Origin of the sequence: Carboxylicivirga longa, assembly GCF_050589825.1 — a bacterium.
GTDB classification, from domain to species: domain Bacteria; phylum Bacteroidota; class Bacteroidia; order Bacteroidales; family Marinilabiliaceae; genus Carboxylicivirga; species Carboxylicivirga longa.
In genome coordinates this window covers 87,770-107,235 of the sequence record NZ_JBNGOZ010000006.1, presented here as the reverse complement: position 1 = coordinate 107,235, position 19,466 = coordinate 87,770, and the positions used below count along the sequence as shown (strand labels likewise).

Below are 19,466 nucleotides of genomic sequence, written 5' to 3'. Positions count from 1 at the left end.
CCTTTGCCCTTGAAGGCAAGGGGAAGTACGCTGCCAAAGGCAGTGGGATGGGGATCATTAACACCGGATCGCAGCGTTTATTTGCATAATGTAAATCAGATGCGATCCTTAAAATAACGGAACCGTTCCTGATATTCAACCCACTCCGGGTTTGGTGAATAATGTACGATGAATACCACAGGTTGTCACCTGCGGCTATAGATATTTGAACCCTTCGGGTTCAGAATTAAAATCTACTGACGCATACTCAAGGTTCTCATCCATCGATATAAGAGCCGTTCCTTATTCCTTTTTAAGGCCTTCTGGGTATAAGAAAAGCATTTACTTCATAAGCGCCGTGCACATTCTTCCCTTTGCCATTGAAGGCAAGGGGAAGTACGCTGCCATAGGCAGTGGGATGGGGATCACAACGGTCTTTCGCAGCAATGGATCGCAGCTTTATCTGTATAATGTAAATCAAATGCGATCCTTAAAATAACGGAGCGGTTCCTTATGCACATCTTGCTTCTAGGGAACTATTCCTGATATTCAACCCACTCCGGGCTTGGTGAATAATGTACGATGAATACCACAGGTTGTCACCTGTGGCTATAGATATTTGAACCCTTCGGGTTCAGAATTAAAATCTACTGACGCATACTCGAGGTTCTCATTCATATATGAACCGTTCCTTATTCACTTTTAAGCCATTTGAGGTCTAAGAAAGCACTTGCTTCATAAGCGCCGTGCACAATTAATCTGCATAACGGAAATCAAATGCGATCCTGAAATCCACGATCATCGCGATGTTTTAAAACAAAAAAGCCCCTTAGAAAGGAGCTTTAGATAGGTGACTCAGCAGGGATTCGAACCCTGGACCCACGCCTTAAAAGGGCGTTGCTCTACCAGCTGAGCTACTGAGTCATCATTACCCGTTGTTGGGCTTCAAAAAAAAGACCTTTCGTACAAAGGTCTGTAAGTGGTGACTCAGCAGGGATTCGAACCCTGGACCCACGCCTTAAAAGGGCGTTGCTCTACCAGCTGAGCTACTGAGTCATCATTACCCGTTGTTGGGCTTCAAAAAAAAGACCTTTCGTATAAAGGTCTGTAAGTGGTGACTCAGCAGGGATTCGAACCCTGGACCCACGCCTTAAAAGGGCGTTGCTCTACCAGCTGAGCTACTGAGTCATCATTATCCGGATGTTCCGGTGCTGAGAAAAAATCTTTCGTTTAAAGATTTGTAAGTAGTGACTCAGCAGGGATTCGAACCCTGGACCCACGCCTTAAAAGGGCGTTGCTCTACCAGCTGAGCTACTGAGTCGTACTTGTTTTTCTCAATTGCGGTGCAAAGATAGATGCTTTTATTTTTATTGCAAATTTTGAAGGAGAAAAAGATGAAAAAATATTTGCGATAAAAGCGCTCAAAGCCGCACCGAAGAGCTCTTTCTAATTGATTTTAAGTTGACGCAAAAGATTCGTAACTTTATTAGAATCTGATATTTTTTTTCGCCTTTCATTGGGTCAAAATCTAAAATAGTGACAAATGAAACGAGCAGCAGCGGTAGCGGGAATATTTTATGAGGGCAGTGCTGGAGACTTGATGCATCAGGTAGATGCTTTGTTGCACAAACATGCCCATGAGGAACCTCTGTCACATCCACGTGCCTTGATCGTTCCACATGCGGGCTATGTCTATTCAGGTAATGTGGCCGCCGCAGCCTATCATCATATTAACAAGGCTTCTTACAACACGGTCTTTCTGGTGGGTGCGGCCCATAAAACCCAATGCGAAGGCGCTACCCTTCCGGCTGCCTCACACTTTGAAACCCCGTTGGGATTGGTGCCGGTAAATACTGCGGTAGTGGATGCTTTGCAGGAGGCGAGTAATGTTTTTAGCGTATCGGATGCACCGCATTGTTATGAGCACTCTCTGGAGGTACAACTGCCTTTTTTACAGCGTTTGTTATCGCATTTTACCATTGTGCCTGTTTTGTTGGGAGGTGTTGATGATACTGTCGTTGAGCAGGTGAGTGCAGCTTTTAAACCCTATTTTAATGACTCGAATCTTTTTGTGGTGAGTACCGACCTGTCGCATTATCCAACTGCCAAGGATGCAGAGCGAGAGGATGCTGGTACAGTGGCGGCAATATGCAGGAATGATCCGCAGGCATTGCTGCAGCACCTGCAGAGGCAGTATGAGCGTGCCGTACCGGCTCTGGTGACAGGCTTATGTGGCCATAGTGCTGTAATGAGTCTGCTTTATCTTACTGCGGGTAAGCGCTTTGTTTATCATCCCGTGCTTTATGAGCACTCCGGCATGAAAGAGGCCTTAATTAAGTCCCGCGTGGTAGGTTATCAGGCGGTTGTGGTGACCGATAAACAAGTATTGTTTAATCTGACGGCCGATCAGAAGAAACATATCCTTGGTATGGCTCGTGGTGCTATTGTTAATTATATTGAAGGAAGAAAGGAGGCTTTTTCAGTCTTGGATATTGAGGTTTCAGGTGTTTTTGTTTCAGTCTATTATTACGAGGAGCTGCGGGGATGTTTGGGGCAGCTGGAGTGCTGTCAGTCACTCAATCGACTCATCCCCAAGCTGGCTGTTGACGCCGCCTTTTACGATACGCGCTTTCCGGCCATCGAAGACGATGAGTTGGATGGCCTGCGCATTGAGATCTCCTTACTGACACCTTTGAAAAAGATTAATGATAGTAGCGCCATTGTTATGGGGCGTCATGGCATCCTTGTGAAAAAAGGCATGCGGCAGGGTACATTTTTGCCTCAAGTGGGAGCCCGCCATAATTGGGATGTGGAGGAGTATCTAGGGCATTGCTCGCGTGATAAGGCAGGTTTGGGTTGGGAGGGCTGGCGCAATGCCGAGCTTTTTACCTACGAAGCCTTGATACTAAAGGAAGGGGAAGAGGATGCATAGGGCTAGTTATTATCGGATGGAGAAGGGATGTGTAGTTTGTGAGCTATGCCCCCATGGTTGTCGTTTGCAGCCGGGTCAAACGGGTATCTGTCGTACACGCACACATAACGACGGGCAGCTGATAAGCACGGCTTACGGAAAGGCGTGTGCCTTGCATGTGGATCCGGTGGAGAAGAAGCCGCTCTATCACTTTTTGCCCGGTACACAATGCCTGTCCATAGCCATGGCGGGCTGTAACCTGCGCTGCTTAAATTGTCAGAATCATGAAATATCGCAGCATGCCCCTTCTGATATTGATAGTATTCCTTTGGCTCCGGCCGCAGCGGTTGAGCAAGCGCTCAGCAAGTCTTGTGCTTCCATTGCCTATACTTATACCGATCCGGTAGCCTACTATGATTATATGTTGGACACGGCACGACTGGCTCGTCAGGCAGGACTGAAGAATTTACTGGTCTCAGCTGCCTATATCAATCCCAAGCCACTGGCTGCACTGATCCCTTTTCTAGATGCTGCCAACATTGATATTAAGAGTTTTGATGAAGGAGTCTGTCGGCGCTTATCGGGCATAAGGCTGCAGCCCGTATTAAATAATTTATTACGTTTAATGATGTCCGATGTTTGGCTGGAGATAACTTATCTGCTGATACCCGGTTACAGTGATGCTGAGGAATCCCTGCAGAAATTCTTTGCCTGGCTGGTCAAAAATGGTTTTTCACAGGTACCTTTACACCTGAACCGTTTTGTGCCCAACCATCGTCTTATGGGCATTGCCTCAACGCCTTTAGAACAACTGCTTGGCACTGCTGAGGCGGCGCTTACAGCGGGTATGCACTATGTATATGTGGGCAATATAGGCAGTAGTAAGTATTCACACAGTTATTGTCGCCACTGTAAGGCTGTGTTGATACAGCGGCAGGCTTACCGCATCACTTCAAAACTTGAGAATGGTCTATGTTCCCAGTGTGGTAGGGCGCCGGAGGGGGTTTATAAGTATTGATCAAAGTTTGAATTTATGATGTGGTGGCTGCCTCGTGATCCACAACAGCTTTATTGTGTTTGGTTAAGGGTTTCAGGCGGTGTCCCACCATTTTACGCATCAACAGCGCTATTACCTTATTCTTATTGATGTGGTACAATGTCTTATTAATGATGCCGGGGATGCATATCACGCGCCGTCCTTTCAGGTTGATTAGCGAGGCTTTTACAACTTCCTCCGGCGATATCCATAACCATTTAGGGATATCCTGCATATACTCGCTGCGACGCGGTATGGAAGCATGGAAATCGGTGCGTGTGAAACCGGGACTCAGGGCCTGAACGCGTATATTGTAGTACTGTAGCTCTGTCTGTAGTGTCTGCGAGAAACGAATCATGGCAGCCTTGGTGGTAGCATACATCACATTGCCTGGAAGTACCATAAAAGCGCTAAGCGAGGCCACATTGATGATGGCACCCCTGCGTTGTTTTTTCATGGCGGGCAGCACAGCGTAGGTAAAGCGCAGAGTACTTGAGATATGTACATTAACCATGTTCATCTGCTCTTGTAAGGGTATTTCGCCAAAATGTCCGGCTACGCCAAAGCCTGCGTTATTGATGAGTAGGTCAACGGAGGGTAATTGCGATAGCTCCTTCTCAACCATGGCGATGGAAGCCTCTTCCGCCAGATCGGCACGTAGGTAGGATGCTTTCGTATTGTAGTGCTGCTCTACGTAACGGCACAGTTCACTCAGTTTATCTTCGCGACGGGCAATCAGCAGCAGACGGTATCCTTTTTTTGCCAGATGGAGGGCAAAGCTACGGCCGATACCACTGGTAGGGCCCGTGATAATCGCTGTTTTTTCAGTTAGGCTTGTCATATCTTAATAAGAATATTTGTTTTTTTAACTGATTCGAGTTAGGGTGTAATACTTCATGTAATTAACAAATATAGTATTTAGTGTGTTTGATTCCTGCTTTTGTGCTTAAAACTACTTATTTGGAGTATAAAGCCGTGCATTCAATATTCTGCCTGGTTTTTATTGTTATTTTCTTCATAGTATCGAGCCATTTTGTTATATAAATCATCAAAAGGGGTGTCCATCAGTGTTTAAGATGCATTGCTTTTTGGTTAGGGTACTTAGCATCTTAAAGGTTGTTGGCGTTAGTGTTTAAAAATTGAAAGCGATGAGAGGATTATGTTGGGGGATTGAAAGCAAAATGTACTTTTATGGCGCTATGCCTTGTCTGACGTGCCCTTTGTTCAATTAAAAGCTGTATTTTTGAAGGTCATAAACATTAAACCATGCAAGGATATCTTAAGCCAAACAAAACAGTTAATTATGGTCTGGACATTAATCGGGTAGCGATAGGCCAGGAAATCATCAGTCATTTTAACATCACCGCCGACGAGTCGGTACATAGTTTGTGGAGTGGATTGATGCCCACTTCTTCCTATCCTGAGAATAGTCGTGAATTTGCCGGCATACTGGGTTTCCATGAGATGTTTCTGCCCTATGGTTTTTTAATGAATCTGACACTGAGCCTGGGGGTGGAGAACTTTGCACACTCCAGCCTCCTGCATCTCGAGATACGCAATGCGCTTTATCTCAATCCTGCTTTTGCAGGTGATACCTTCTCTTGTGCTATACGCATAAAAGATGTACGAGCCACATCCAATGGTAATTATAGTATTGTGGAGTCGGAACATCTGCTGTCCAATCAGCGGGGCGAGGCGGTCTTTACGCTGGAGCGTATCACCTTGTTTCCGCCCATCAATGTTATTGAATCATCGGGTATGCCCTGGGAAGGAAGTCTTAAGAATCATCATTTTAAAGAGAAGATACTGGCGCGCGTAAGGGGCATCAATATTGAAAATAAGATCAAAGATTTTAAGAGTGGCGACTTGATATTACATCCTTTTGTGCGCCCTGTTGGGAAGAGTGAGAATCTTTTCTGGGCCACTTATTTCAAGAATACGCACCCCATACATTTCAATTATCAACGCTATAAGCCTGGTGAGATTATTATATCGGGAGGTATGGTGGTAGCCATGGTGCTGGGTATGGCAAGTCGAGAGTTCAGGCAGTTGTTGCTCCCACAAGTCGATCGGGCTTTTCATGTGGTGCCGGTGGTGGCTGAAGATCGTTTAGGTGCCTTTAGTTATGTTAAGAGCAATCGGCAGATCATGCCCGGCTTTGAAGAATTAGAGGTGCGTACCTTCGGATTGCGTAACGTGGATACAGAGCCCGAGCTGCGCGATGCTGACTTTCCACTTGAGCTGTTTAATGGACTGGACAGACCTGCTGAAGTAGAAAAGATATTGGAGCAAAAATGCCCTGCCCTGAAAGGTAAGATATGCTGTGTGACCGACTGGAAGGCACTGCGTAAGGTTGAGTAAGCGTAAGTTTTTAGCTCTTAGCTCTTAGGTGTTAGTTCCTAGTATCTAACACCAACCAGCTAACCCCTAACCCCGAAGGGGTTGACAGTGAATAACCACGGGTTAAAACCCGTGTGATAAGTCAGGTACATAGAACAACCCCAAAGCTGGTTGAATAAAAAGTTAACCGCAGATTAATATAGATAGCTTCCCTTCGAGAAGCTGTGCTTCTTACTTTAAAATCGATTGTATCAATAAAAAAGAACTTGTCCACCTTTGAAAAGGGGGACCAGTTACCCGCTTGTTGCAAGCTAAATGTTTCAGGGGGATTGAATAGTGAATTGATTTATGGAACGGTTCTGTCCGCGGATTACGCAGATTAATAAAGATAGCTTCCCTTCGTGAAGCTGTGCTTCTTACTTTAATATCGACTGTATCAATAAAACAAGATCTTGTCCACCTTTGAAAAGGGGGACCGGTTACCCGCTTGTTACAAGCTAAGTGTTTTAGGGGGATTGAATAGTGAATTGATTTATGGAACGGTTCTGTCCGCGGATTACGCAGATTAATATAGATAGCTTCCCTTCGAGAAGCTGTGCTTCTTACTTTAAAATCGATTGTATCAATAAAAAAGATCTTGTCCACCTTTGAAAAGGGGGACCGGTTATCCGCTTGTTACAAGCTAAATGTTTCAGGGGGATTGAATAGTGAATTGATTTATGGAACGGTTCTGTCCGCAGATTACGCAGATTAATATAGATAGCTTCCCTTCGAGAAGCTGTGCTTCTTACCTTAAAATCGATTGTATCAATAAAAAAGATCTTGTCCACCTTTGAAAAGGGGGACCAGTTATCCGCTTGTTGCAGGCTAAATGTTTCAGGGGGATTGAAAGGAACGGTTCTCCACTGCAAGATGCTTAAAGAACTGTTCCCTTTGTGCATACAAGCGAAGTCTTTAGCTTCTAATTAATCGTTTAAAACCGCGAAAGGGGTTGACAGTGAATAACCATGAGTTTTAACCCGTGGGATAAGTCAAGTACATAAAACAACCCCAGGGCGGGTTGAATAAAAAGTTAACCGCAGATTACGCAAATTACCGCAGATTGTGCCCCTTCGTGAAGCTGTACCTATTACTTTAATATCGACTGTATCACTAAAACAATATCTTGTCCACCTTTGAAAAGGGGGACCGGTTACCCGCTTGTTACAAGCTAAGTGTTTCAGGGGGATTGAAAGGAACGGTTCTCCTCTGCAAGATGCTTATAAAGAACTGTTCCTTAGATACTCGTAAACGCCAGTTTCTATCCTCTAACACCTAATCCCTACCAGCTAACAACTACCTTCAAAAACAATCCAACGCACTTACTTGTTAGGAAAGCGTTATTTTTTTGGCAGGACTTACAAGCAATTTTGGAAGAGCCAGGTGCACATAAACGACTACTTGATATTTTGTGGCATGTGGAGCTTAGGTTTTTCGAATTTTTTAGTGGAAAATTTCGCACAAATCGTCAAAAAATGTTGGGGATTAAACAGGGGCTGTATTTCTTTGTGCGCGCTGAATAGGCGGTTATTGAAGGTATTTTGGCAGGTGTAAAATTTCCTAATAACTTGGTTTCAAGTGCGTAGATAACGTAACCTATTACAGAAGGTGCGTATAAGGTCTTTGGTAAAAAGAAAAAAGTGCCGTTGGGGAACAATGAATAAGAAAATTTGAATTGATGAAACATACTTACTTCTTCTTAGTATTAAGTTTATTATTAACTATTTCAGGGCTTGCACAGGCTCAGGATACCTGGTACACATTGGCAAGTGGAGATTGGGATAACCCGGATATATGGACCAAGGATCCCGCCGGAGCCATCCCGGTAGGCAGTGCTGTGCCTTCGGCCGGTGATAACGTGGTGATTAAAACCGGTAAGGTGGTGGCGGTGCAGGTAACTGACCCGGCTATAACTTTGGATTTAGGTACTTTAACCATTGATGGAGGTAGCCTTAAGTTGGGTGCCACTACAGGGCATAAAATCAATACTCTTCGTGGAAGCGGTAAGATTTATATCCAGGGAAATAACTTTCCAACGGTGACAGATGCATCGCATTTTATAAGTAAAGGTAAGGGGGAAGGAACCGTGGTGTTCGAAGGCAACTCATTTACCTATGGCTCGGGTGGTACTGATACCTTCTATAATCTTGAGGTAAATACCAATGCCAATCAAACCGTAACTTTGTTAAATAACCTAGAGCTTAACGGTAAGCTAACGATCTTGCAAGGAACATTGCAAATTAACGATAATAGCAGCACCACAGCTTTAACCCTGGATGTGACCGATGACATCACTGTAAATGCTGCGGGTAAAATATCTGTAGGTACCGGAAATGCTATTCATCGTATTAATGCTTCGGGTGATTTTAAAAACTTCGGAAGCGTTGTGCTCTCTAACGCTAACCAGTATGCTGCGGCCACTACGGGTGCTGTGAATGTTAATTTCACTGGTAACTCCGATAATGACTTAGTATGTAACGGTGTGACTACGCTTTATCGCATGTTCCTCAATAAGGGAAGCGACCGGACTTACACACTGATAGTGAATGCCAATAATGCCAACAATTTTAAGCTCTTTGGTTCCATCAGTGGTACAGCAGGTATTGAAGGTTCTGATGGCTTGGCAGGTTGGGAGCGTCTGGCTTTGGTGCTGAATTCCGGTACTTTAAAATTAGAATCCAATATTAATATCCCTCAGTTGGGAGCTAACCGAGATGGGGCTGCGCCCAATGAGTTTCACATCCCATCTACAGCACAGTTGTGGATTAATGGCGCCACGGTAGCCACGCACGAGTCGGGTGGTGGCTGGCGTGGCATCACCGTTTCCGGAAAACTTAAAGTGTCGGCAGGTTCATTTACTGTACCGGAGGGCACAGGTGGTATTACCTATTTTAGTAATGCCGATAACCCCGGAACGCTGGAATTAACCGGTGGAGATGTATATGCCACCCAGTTGAAGCAAGGAGATGCCAGCGGTAAATTTAGCTATATTCAGTCAGGCGGAACTATGCACCTCAATGCCTTGGCAGATGGACGTGGCATTTCTGCCATATTTGCCTTGCCGGGCAGTGATGACTATTTTGCAATGAGTGGCGGACAGATTATCATCGATGCTGTAAATACGGCCACCACCAATGGCATTGACATTGGCTCGACATTGGGTAACTACAATGTGACTGGCGGTACCATTGAAATTCAAACACCTACTTTGGGAGCAGGAGCTGAGTTTCATATCAACTCTACTGCACCCTTTAATAATCTTAAGCTAACAAACTCGACTATTGGAGGTTCGCAGGAAGTTATTCTGCAAAGCAAACTGACCATATTAAACGATCTTACCATCGAAGCCAGTACCACCTTGAATGCAGCTGACAAAACGCTGGAAATTGGAGGTGCTTTTACCAATGATGGTAACTATACAACGGGTACCAATACAACGCGTTTTATAGGGGCTAACCCCTCTCTTGTGAATGGTGATGTTAATTTTAGCACCCTCGAATTAAACAAAGAGTCAGAAGCGCAAACGGTTACTCTGGGTGAGCGAGTGATAACAATAAGTGGAAATTTAACGATAACTAAAGGAAATTTAGATCTTAACGATAAGGCCATTTCTGTTGGCGGTAATATTTCGGTGGATAAAGGAAATATAACTACTAATACGATTACCGCTGGGAAACTGGTTTTATCTGGGGGTGGAGGACATGTTCTGAGCAGTACCTCTGAGAATTATACCATGGGTCACGTTGAATTGAATGATGCTGACGGAGCCTCTTTGTCAAGTAATGTGGCATTTGATTATTTTACTCTTACTTCCGGTATTATGGACATTGGTAAATACCGGATGACGGTAAACGAACCCATTGCCGGAAGCGGGTTTGGAAATAGCAAGATGATAAAAACCAGAGGCCAGGTATCCGATAAAGGTCTTAACTACAAGTTTTCATTGAGCCCTACTGGCTCTGTTCTTTATCCTGTCGGTGTGTATGAGAGTGGTAATAAATATACACCAGCTACCTTTCAGATTAATAATGCAAAGAATGTTTTGGGCACCTTTGCTGTAGCACCTGTGAAAGGAGCGCATCCTGCATCTAATCCTGATTTTCTATATGGTGTTTTGGATTTTTATTGGCGAACCTTTAAAACAGGTTTTGAAAATATAATTGATGGTGATGTTTCTTTGTTTTTTGATTATTACAAAGAAGTGGACGCGGGACCTTGGAGAAAATTTTATTTTTATCGGCAAAACAAAGGGGAATGGTTTGAACATGCTCGGGGAAATCGAAAAATCAGTCGTCTCGAGTTTGCTAATGCAGGTGGTTATATTGGGGGTGAATTTACAGCTGCTGTAGAAGGTAATTCTACTGGTTATAATCCATTTGTCAATGTCAGGAGTTTTTATAGTGTTAATACTGGTAACTGGGATTCAAATAGTACATGGTCGCATGATGCAACGCCCGGAATAAATGATATTGTCATTATAGAAAGTGGTCATAAGGTATCGACAAATGTAGATGGACGAAGTGCCGCGCAAATTGAAATTAAAGCAGGAGGAACTTTAGATATTGGCACTACTACCGGGCATAATTTTATAATCATTAAAGGAGATGGCACTTTCCGAACTGCAACCGGAACTATCCCGGATGCGGACTATGGTAATTTTGTTTCTTCAGGAACGGCTATTTTTGAATATTATGGTTCTACTGACATTACTACTCTACCATCAAGTCAGGAGGTTTACCCCAACCTCCACATCACAGGTACAGGAACAAAGACCACCGGAGATATTGACTTAACAATTAATGGCAACCTCTTTGTCGATGATGCCACCTTTAATATTAGTGGAGATGCCAATGGTGACGTATCGATTAGTGGTGATGTTGACATCAATACCGGAACCTTAACCTTACCAACCGGTAAGTCACGGATAATGGATATTGATGGCAACCTTACTTTTAGTGGAACAGGTACCTTTAACGTGGCAGCAGGCACAACGGTTGAGCATCATGTAAACTTAAATGGCAATATTGTGCAGGGAACAGGCTCTATTCAATTGGCAGAAGCAGATGCTGGTGCCATTGTGCACTTTAATGGTTTACAATCGGCAATTTTTGATAAGGCTGGTGCAACCAATGAAAAAAGTGAATTCTATAAAATTGAAATCAATAAACCGCTTGGTCAAAATGTGCTTTTTCAAAAAGGTTTTACGCTTCCGGAAGATGCCAGTGATCCGGTAAAAAACTTAATTTTGACATCCGGTGAATGTCACTTGCAAAGCAGTAATATCAACATCAACTTAACCACCGGTGGTAACGATTTCCTTATTCCCTCCGGAACTACCCTAAAGGTGGATGGTGCCACGGTAAAAGTGGGTGGTGATGCCTCCAATACCGGTATCTGGTTAGATGGATCGTTGATTGTTGATAATAATGGAACTGTCAATTGTAACCAGGGATCCAATAGTTTCACCGATAACTACATCGAGTATTCATCGTCGGGCGATGCCTCCATTTGGATTGGTAATAATTCTCAACTCTATGTGGGCTCACAAATACGCCGTTCATTAAAAACCGATGTGGGCTTGTTAAGCTTTAGTCAAAATGCAGCAAGCGATACAGTGATTGTTGGGATGAACGAAGCCGGGAATACTTCTCGCGGTTTATTCGAAATTATGGGTGCCGGTAGTTCCTTTACCCAGGCAGCCGGTGCAAAAATAACTATCGCTCGCGGCCATGGTGCTGGTTACCGCAGTCTTTGCTTCGATCCGGGAACAGCGACCTTGGGCACCGGCAGTGGTTTCGTGATTGGCAGCGATACGAATACGCCGGCCAATCAGGAAGTAGGGATCTATGCCGCGAAGCCTTTTAATAATTTAGTGATCAATGCGCACAATGCTCCCAAGGCAACGCTTATGGTGGTGCCGCTTAGCTTGCAGGAGAGTCTGACCATTGGAGCTGGTGCTGAGCTGGATGCAGCGGGATTGGATGTGAGCATAAAGGGTGACTTTACCAATGCCGGAACCTATACTGCAAATAACAATACCACTTATTTTGATGGTACCAACGATCAAACCATTACGGGTATAACCACTTTTTACAATCTTGTAAAACGGACTACAGCCAACACCCTTAATTTGGCCTCTACCATTGATGTGGCTAATAGTTTAAGTCTCTTGTCAGGCACTTTAAGCACTGGTGCAAACAACCTGAACGTGCAGGGTAATGTTGTGAATAACGCTACTACTTTAAGTAGTGATGCCAGCTGGGGTATCGTGATGAATGGTACCGCCGATATTCAGGAACTATCGGGTACAGGGATGTTTGGTCGATTGACTATTGACAATAACAAAGGCGTGGTGTTGCCCACACAATCTAGGGAAATTGGATTTACCGATAAGCTGGTAATGGTGGATGGTGTTTTTGATATTGGATGCAATCTGTTGGTTTTTGGTGAAAATGCCATTATTGAGGCGGTTAACCCCTTTTCTAATTCCAATATGATTCAGACAAACTTATCATTTACTGATAATGGAATTAAAAAGGTTTTTCCAAAAGTGTCCGGAAGTACTTACAACTTTATTTATCCCATTGGCTCATTAGGAAAGTATACCCCCGTCACTGCTAATGTGTATAATAATGGAAATAATACAGGTTCGATCCTGGTGAAAGCAGCCGATGAGCCGGTATCAGCCATTGTGAATCGTCCCGTAACAGCCTTTAATGATGTTGAAAATGTTCTGCAGTATAACTGGACGCTTGATGCAGAGGGGATTAATGAGTTTGAAGCGGATTTTGTGATGCAGGGCTATGCCACAGATGTTTGGGTATCGGATGGAAACAGGCCCGGTGATTATATAACCGCCCGTATTTTGCTGGGTGAGGTTGAATGGAACAAGTTTGAAGATGCAGATTATTTTGATGAATCAACGACTGAATTGACCTTTGTGTTTGGGAAAAATGGCGCAAGAGTTGATGATAACGAAATAGATGGGGATTATACCGCCGGAGTGGCTGGCGATGATCAAAGTAGTGATGAGGATGATGCCATTCCCGATCAGTTAGCAGCTTATATTACTGTGACTGATAATGGTCATTGGGACGAAAAAACTACCTGGAAACCATACAATCCAGCCACCGGTGATATTGATATGCAAGGCGAGGGACCGAATGGTGGCCCCAGAGGCAGCCTGGCATATATCGACAGGCCTGTGGTCATGAATGCTAATTTTATGGCTGCCTACAGAACAGATATAGCAGCAAACGGGATAATAATTACAGGAAACACTTTTGGTCACCGACTGGGAGCCGTCTCTGGAACAGGGACCATCAAGGTTCAATCCGGTGATATTCCTGCCGGTGTTTATGATGAGTTTTTCTCAGCTAGCGGCGGAACACTGGAATTTGCCGGAACGAATACGGATTATGAGATATTGGGTGAAATTACGGCGGTGAATAATCTGGTGTTTAGTGGAAGTGGAACACGAAGGTTCGCGCAACAGGATTTGCAACTACTGGGTGATTGGACACTGAATGGTCCCGCTGTAATTAACGAACATAATAAAGCCCTTTACGTCTCCGGAGATATAAGCTTCAGTGGAGGTAGTTACAATGGGCGCAGTGGTTTGCTGATATTGAATGGTGCTTCACATCAAACAGTAAGTGGAACAGTTGATTTTACAACGGCAGGCGGAGGAGCTCTGTATGATCTTACCATCAAGAATTCAACCGGTGTTACTTTGTTGAATAATATGGAGGTGTCGAATGTGTTGAATTTAGATAATGGGGTATTAAGCACCAAATCCGGTGGTAGCTTAACCATTACTAATACATCAACTTCTGCCGTTATTGGAGGTGGGGCCACAAGTTACGTGGAAGGTCCGTTGAGGAAATGGATTAATAATGATCAAAGTTTTGTTTTCCCTGTTGGTGATGCAGCTCGCTGTGCCCGGACGGAGCTGAGTGTGGATGCTAATTCAGGCGGAGTTTGGGGCGTGCGTTACCGAAATGCCAACCCTTTGGCTGATGGTAAAGATCCTGATATCAAAACTTCACCCCTTGAATTTGTTAGTCATAACGAATACTGGCAGGTAATTGCACCCAATACAGGTAGCGCCGCAAATATGACGCTGCGTTGGGATGATGCAAGTGGAGTAACGCCCGATGCTAACTTTAGGGTGGTTAACTGGAATAACAGTTGGGAACAAATAGACCGGCCACTTAACCCCTATTCAATTAATACAACGGACAAAAATGTAAGCTTTACCAATGCCTTGAGTTTTTCCGGCGGTACAAGCAGGTACCTGACTTTTGGCACGATTAGCATTCCTTTAGCCACATGGACAGGCGGTGCTGATGGCGACTGGTTTAATGCCTCTAATTGGAGCGATAATAAAGTGCCGGATGCCAGTTCGATTGTGACTATTGCACAGAGTGGTACAGCACCGTATATAAAAAATACGACTCAGGTGGCACAGGTGAATGAATTAACGATTAATCATAGCGACAGCCTTAAAATTTACCCGGGTGGGCAATTAACGGTTAACGGAAAACTGACCACATATGGATATATGCTCGTGTTAAATACCAACAAACAGCCGGCTTCCTTAATTACCAAGGCAAACGTTGATGCTGTTCCGGCAAATGCCAATGTGGTTGGTGATATCACTTTTAAGTGGACTTACGACAATATCCGCTGGTGGTTCATCGGTCATGGGATTACCAATCCTTTGATGAGCAGTTATGAAAAGATTCGTGACCCACAGAATAACGACTACGTGCTCTATGATCTGCTGGATGACAAAACATTCCGCAAAATATCCAATGAGGTAGCGAGCTATCCTTTGGAGGATCAAAATGAGTTAAAGGGTTATCTTTTTAAGGTGCGCGATCCAAAGGCTGAGGTGGTGCATACGGGTAAGCTTAATAATGAAGCTGGGTATTCACGTCCTTTGCAGGAAAGTGCCACTTACGACTGGCAGATTATGGCCAATCCGTACCCGGCATACTATTCCTTAAAGGATGCGGATCCTGCTGATTTTGTAAACACTGCCGGTACGGTTTATGTCACTGAGTCAACCCGCAACAGCGATAAGTTTTTCCATACCTATAATGTGGATAGTAAAATTGCATCGCCCAAGAACAATTTTAATGGCATACTGGCCCCCAACCAGGCTTTCTATATTCAAACAGAAGCAGGAAAAGGCGGAGAGCCGGTTTACATGAAAGCAGCTAACCGTATGCACGATCCCAACAAGTCATCGCTCAAGTCCGCATCGGCAGGTGAGCAGAACGTGTTGCGTTTGCAGCTGCGCAATGAGAGCGGCGAGGCCGACGAGGCGGTGATTGCCCTGCGTCCCGATGGTGATGTGGCTTTTACGCGCTTGGATTCAAAGCAGCGTTTTGAAAACAACCCAATGAGCTACCTTTATTCTTTGGTGGATGATGAGCGGGCGGTGATTAATGTGCTGCCTGAGCTAAGCGGTGAGTTCAGTCAGCCACTGGGTATCTGGAGCAAGGCTGGAGAGCATCATTTATACATTAAAGGTCTTGAGACTTTGACCGAAGATTATGAGCTGGTGCTGGAAGACCGTCACACTGGTGTGATGACCACCATGAAAGCAGAGACTGTTTATACCTTTAATACTGAGAAGGGAACGTACGAGGATCGCTTCGTGCTGCATTTTAAAACTGCCGAGGTGGAAGTGCCCACCGATATTGAGGATCATGATGATGCATCGTCTGTGGCGGTGTATGTGGAGGAAGGCGCTAAGCTGGTGGTGAACTGTGGATGGGATAGCCCCGAGAAGCAGGTAAGTGTTTACACCGTATCGGGTGCCCTGGTAATGAGTGAAGCCTTTAGGGGTGATGTCTTTACCCAACCATTGAACCTTAAGCCGGCTATCTACATTGTAAAAGTTAACAGCGACACAGATAGTTATCAGCAGAAGGTGATGATACAATAACATTGAGATGCGATGAATAAAAAATCCCGGCTATAACAGTCGGGATTTTTTATTGATGCAAATGTTATCGAAGCGCGATGCACAGCCTCGTAGGCCTGCTATCTATTAATACAATCAATATTAAAGCTTCACGCAGGGAAGCAATCTATATAGTCTGTGGTTTATGGGTGTTAGGCGTTAGTTCCTAATAACTAGCAGCTAATACCAAAGAGCTAGTAGCTAACAGCTAACACCTAGCAACAACCTCTATAGTGGTAAAACCTTAATGGCTTCTTTGAACTCCTCCAGCACCAGTGGCTTTTTTAGAAATGCTTTGGCACCAAAGTACTCACAGGCGTTGATGGTTTCGTCCTCGGTATCGCCCGATACCACCACCACAGGGATGCCCATCCATTCTTCCTCCAGGTCCTCCAGTATAGAAAAGCCATCTTTATGGGGCATGTGCAGATCCAGCAATATGAGATCGGGTTGCTCGGCGACAATCTTCTTCCATCCCTCAATGCCGTCGTTGGCCTCACATACCTCCACATCATAGTTTTTTAACATTCCTTTTAAAATTAAACGGCTGTCTGCTGCATCGTCTACAATCAATATTTTTTTCATTATTATACGTTTGAAAGGTTTCCAACGTAAAGATACGGAATAAACCCCTTGGCTAATAATGTAATGAATTGATATATAGGTGGATGGCGGATTTTTTTTAATCCTCAAAAACGTTGAGTTTATCCTGAGAAATCAATTATTAGTCATAATTATCGGCCATAATAGGCTTTGTGCTTGACTTTTTGATGATAGTTCATCTTTTTTGCCGGAAAAAATCCTTAATGATGGCCTGACACTCGTCCTTCATTATACCTGATGACACTTCCGTGCGGGGATGCAGCAGTGGTGGTTCGCAGCGTGCAAAGCCACGTTTTTCATCCGGTGCACCATAGACAATACGACTTATCTGCGACCAGTTAAGCGCCCCGGCACACATTACACAGGGCTCCAGGGTGACATACAGGGTGCATTCGTTCAGGTATTTTCCGCCTAAGTGCTCAGCAGCAGACGTGATGGCCAGCATCTCGGCATGGGCCGTTACATCGTTGAGCGTTTCGGTGAGGTTATGAGCCCGTGCGATAATCTGATTCCGGCACACTACCACAGCACCTACCGGCACTTCGTTTTTCTCTTCGGCCTTTTGTGCTTCGGTGTAGGCCTGCTTCATAAAATACTGGTCAGAAAAATTTATTTCACCCATGCTTATTATTTAAGTAGTTGCTGATTTAGTTGACAAAAATCACGGTGGATTAAGGGGTATTAAAATGCAAATTTCTAAGCATTACACACCTTTTTTAAATACTTTTCTTACTATTTTCGCAAAGATAATTTTAAACGTCAATATCGTTGCATACATTTGCCAACTGGCAACGATAAATAGCTAATTACAATGTATAGGACACATACGTGCGGAGAATTAAGAAGTGAGCATATCAGTCAGAGCGTTACGCTGAGTGGCTGGGTGCAAAAAATAAGAAACCTGGGAGGCATGACCTTCATCGACCTGAGAGACCGATATGGAATCACCCAGCTGGTATTTAACGAAGAAACACATAAGGCACTTTGCGAACAAACTGCTGAGCTGGGCCGCGAGTATGTGATACAGGTAAAAGGGCAGGTTGCCGAACGCAGCAACAAGAATAGTAAGATGCCAACGGGTGATATTGAAATACTCGTAGATGAGCTGTCTATTTTAAATGCATCGGAGTTGCCGCCGTTTACCATTGAGGATGAGACGGATGGTGGAGATGAGCTGCGCATGAAATATCGTTACCTCGACTTGCGTCGTAACCCGGTGCGCGAGAATCTGATACTGCGTCATAAGATTGGCTTTGAGGTGCGTAACTATCTGAATAATGAGGATTTTATTGAGACAGAGACGCCTGTATTAATTAAGTCTACGCCCGAAGGAGCCCGCGACTTTATTGTGCCCTCGCGTATGAACCCAGGGCAATTCTATGCATTGCCGCAGTCGCCTCAAGTGTTTAAGCAACTGTTGATGGTCAGTGGATTTGATCGTTATTTTCAGATTGTGAAATGCTTCCGCGATGAGGATTTGCGTGCCGATCGTCAGCCTGAATTTACACAGATAGACTGCGAGATGTCATTTGTGGAGCAGGAAGATATCCTTAATACTTTTGAGGGCATGACCAAGCATCTTTTCAAAACCATCAAGAAGGTGGATATTAAGGGTGAATTCCCGCGCTTGTCATACGCCGATGCCATGAAATACTACGGATCGGATAAGCCCGATACGCGTTTTGATATGAAGTTTGTGGATATTACCAACACGGTTAAAGACTCGTCTTTTAAGCTGTTTAGCGAAGCTGAGTATGTTGGGGGTATCTGTGCTGAAGGATGTGCGTCTTACACGCGTAAGCAGCTGGATAAGCTAACTGATTTTGTTAAAAAGCCGCAGATTGGGGCCGGTGGTCTTATCTATATTAAATACAATGCCGATGGCTCTGTTAAGTCATCCATCGATAAGTTTTTCTCGCCTGAGGAACTGAAGACGCTGGGTGAGCAATTCAATGCCAAGGATGGGGATTTGGTACTGATATTGGCCGGTGCCCTTAATAAAACACTGAACGCACTGTGCGAGCTGCGTTTGGAGATGGGTAGTCAAATGGGCTTGCGCGATAAGAATAAATTCTCGCCCCTTTGGGTGGTTGATTTCCCCTTATTGGAGTGGGATGAGGATACAGAACGTTTCTACGCCATGCATCATCCGTTTACGTCGCCCAAGCAAGAGGACATGGACAAGTTGGATACGGCACCTGGAGAGGTACGTGCCAATGCTTATGACCTGGTAATTAACGGTGTTGAGATTGGTGGTGGATCAGTGCGTATCTTTAACGATGAGCTACAGCAGAAGATGTTTAAATTACTGGGCTTCACCGAGGAAGAGGCAGAGAGTCAGTTTGGTTTCCTAATGAATGCCTTTAAATACGGAGCGCCTCCCCACGGTGGTGTGGCCTTTGGTTTCGACCGATTGGTATCTTTATTTGCCGGTTTGGACTCCATCCGCGATGTGATTGCTTTCCCAAAGAATAATTCGGGACGCGACGTGATGATTGATTCGCCATCGCCGGTGGCAGTGGAGCAGCTCGATGATCTGCAAATCGCATTGAATATGAAAGAGAAAGAACAATAAATATATA

The 19,466-nt window shown here is 44.5% G+C and carries 8 protein-coding genes and 4 tRNA genes; 5 read left to right on the top strand and 7 right to left on the bottom strand.

From position 1 onward, the window contains the following. Positions 1–830: 830 nt before the first annotated feature. The 4 genes from ACRD7A_RS07070 to ACRD7A_RS07055 all read right to left on the bottom strand — a co-directional run bounded on the left by ACRD7A_RS07070 (position 831) and on the right by ACRD7A_RS07055 (position 1,300). Positions 831–903 (bottom strand) — tRNA-Lys (locus tag ACRD7A_RS07070). Positions 904–959: 56 nt separating this feature from the next. Then, positions 960–1,035, bottom strand: a tRNA-Lys gene (locus ACRD7A_RS07065). Between the two features lie 56 nt (positions 1,036–1,091). Then, positions 1,092–1,167 (bottom strand) — tRNA-Lys (locus tag ACRD7A_RS07060). Positions 1,168–1,227: 60 nt separating this feature from the next. After that, positions 1,228–1,300: transfer RNA gene (locus ACRD7A_RS07055), tRNA-Lys, on the bottom strand. A gap of 222 nt (positions 1,301–1,522) precedes the next feature. On the opposite strand from ACRD7A_RS07055, the gene amrB reads away from it, so the two are divergent. Together amrB and amrS are read left to right on the top strand one after the other, a co-directional pair. Continuing rightward, positions 1,523–2,911 carry an AmmeMemoRadiSam system protein B gene (amrB, locus tag ACRD7A_RS07050; RefSeq protein WP_430810431.1) on the top strand — a complete coding sequence of 463 codons (1,389 nt, stop codon included), beginning with the start codon at positions 1,523–1,525 and terminating at the stop codon, positions 2,909–2,911. 16 nt (positions 2,912–2,927) lie between these two features. Beyond that, positions 2,928–3,908, top strand: coding sequence for an AmmeMemoRadiSam system radical SAM enzyme (gene amrS / locus ACRD7A_RS07045; protein ID WP_430810430.1), 981 nt, complete (start codon positions 2,928–2,930; stop codon positions 3,906–3,908). A 13-nt stretch (positions 3,909–3,921) separates the two neighbouring features. On the opposite strand, the gene ACRD7A_RS07040 is transcribed toward amrS, so the two are convergent. Continuing rightward, entirely contained in the window at positions 3,922–4,767 is an 846-nt protein-coding gene (locus tag ACRD7A_RS07040; protein ID WP_430810429.1) for an SDR family NAD(P)-dependent oxidoreductase, read from the bottom strand. A 425-nt stretch (positions 4,768–5,192) separates the two neighbouring features. Here ACRD7A_RS07040 and ACRD7A_RS07035 point away from each other — a divergent pair, with 425 nt between their 5' ends. Together ACRD7A_RS07035 and ACRD7A_RS07030 are read left to right on the top strand one after the other, a co-directional pair. Next, the gene (locus ACRD7A_RS07035) at positions 5,193–6,287 is read left to right on the top strand and encodes an FAS1-like dehydratase domain-containing protein (RefSeq protein ID WP_430810428.1); all 1,095 of its coding nucleotides are present in this window, start codon (positions 5,193–5,195) and stop codon (positions 6,285–6,287) included. Positions 6,288–7,983: 1,696 nt separating this feature from the next. Further along, positions 7,984–16,263 (top strand): DUF8693 domain-containing protein, encoded by an 8,280-nt coding sequence (locus ACRD7A_RS07030; RefSeq protein ID WP_430810427.1) that lies wholly within the window; start codon positions 7,984–7,986, stop codon positions 16,261–16,263. A 246-nt stretch (positions 16,264–16,509) separates the two neighbouring features. Here ACRD7A_RS07030 and ACRD7A_RS07025 read toward each other — a convergent pair whose 3' ends face one another. Together ACRD7A_RS07025 and ACRD7A_RS07020 are read right to left on the bottom strand one after the other, a co-directional pair. After that, on the bottom strand, positions 16,510–16,866 hold the full coding sequence (locus ACRD7A_RS07025; RefSeq protein WP_430810426.1) for a response regulator: 357 nt from the start codon (positions 16,864–16,866) through the stop codon (positions 16,510–16,512). Between the two features lie 193 nt (positions 16,867–17,059). Continuing rightward, positions 17,060–17,506: a nucleoside deaminase gene (locus ACRD7A_RS07020; protein ID WP_430810425.1), complete on the bottom strand. Its 447-nt coding sequence runs from the start codon at positions 17,504–17,506 to the stop codon at positions 17,060–17,062. Positions 17,507–17,695: 189 nt separating this feature from the next. Between ACRD7A_RS07020 and aspS the strand changes: the two genes are divergently transcribed. Further along, a complete protein-coding gene (aspS, locus tag ACRD7A_RS07015; protein WP_430810424.1) occupies positions 17,696–19,459 on the top strand; it encodes an aspartate--tRNA ligase in 1,764 nt (587 codons plus the stop codon). Positions 19,460–19,466 lie beyond the last annotated feature (7 nt).